The 430-nt window shown below is 46.5% G+C and carries 1 protein-coding gene; it reads left to right on the top strand.

Annotated elements, in window-relative coordinates:
* Positions 1 to 430, top strand: a 430-nt coding sequence (locus B3182_RS13215) for a DEAD/DEAH box helicase (RefSeq protein WP_349677937.1), incomplete at both ends; no start/stop codon positions are given.

Below are 430 nucleotides of genomic sequence, written 5' to 3'. Positions count from 1 at the left end.
TACAACAGATTTTTGCTGATGGCGGCATTCTGGCCAGGCAAATCAAGGGATATCATCCGCGTCAGGCACAACAGGAAATGGCTCAGCGTATTGCCGATACTCTGGCCTCTGCTACAGTTTTAGTCGCTGAAGCCGGAACTGGAACCGGTAAAACCTTCGCTTATCTGGCACCGGCCATTTTATCGGGTCAAAAAGTCTTTATTTCCACCGGCACCAAAAATCTTCAGGATCAATTATTTAGACGTGACTTACCCACATTGCGTAAAGCGTTGGCCGTACCGTTTCAGGCGGCTATCCTCAAAGGCCGTGGTAATTATCTATGTCATCATCGACTGACTCTTGCCGAGCAGGATCCGTTATTACTTTCACAAAGTGACACATTAAGGTCATTACGTGATTGGTCACAAAGCTCCAAAAATGGCGATTTAAG

This window comes from Methylophaga sp. UBA4204 (assembly GCF_002379485.1).
Lineage (GTDB): Bacteria > Pseudomonadota > Gammaproteobacteria > Nitrosococcales > Methylophagaceae > Methylophaga.
Note: the sequence above shows the minus strand (reverse complement) of the source record. Positions and strands in the feature narration are given on the sequence as shown.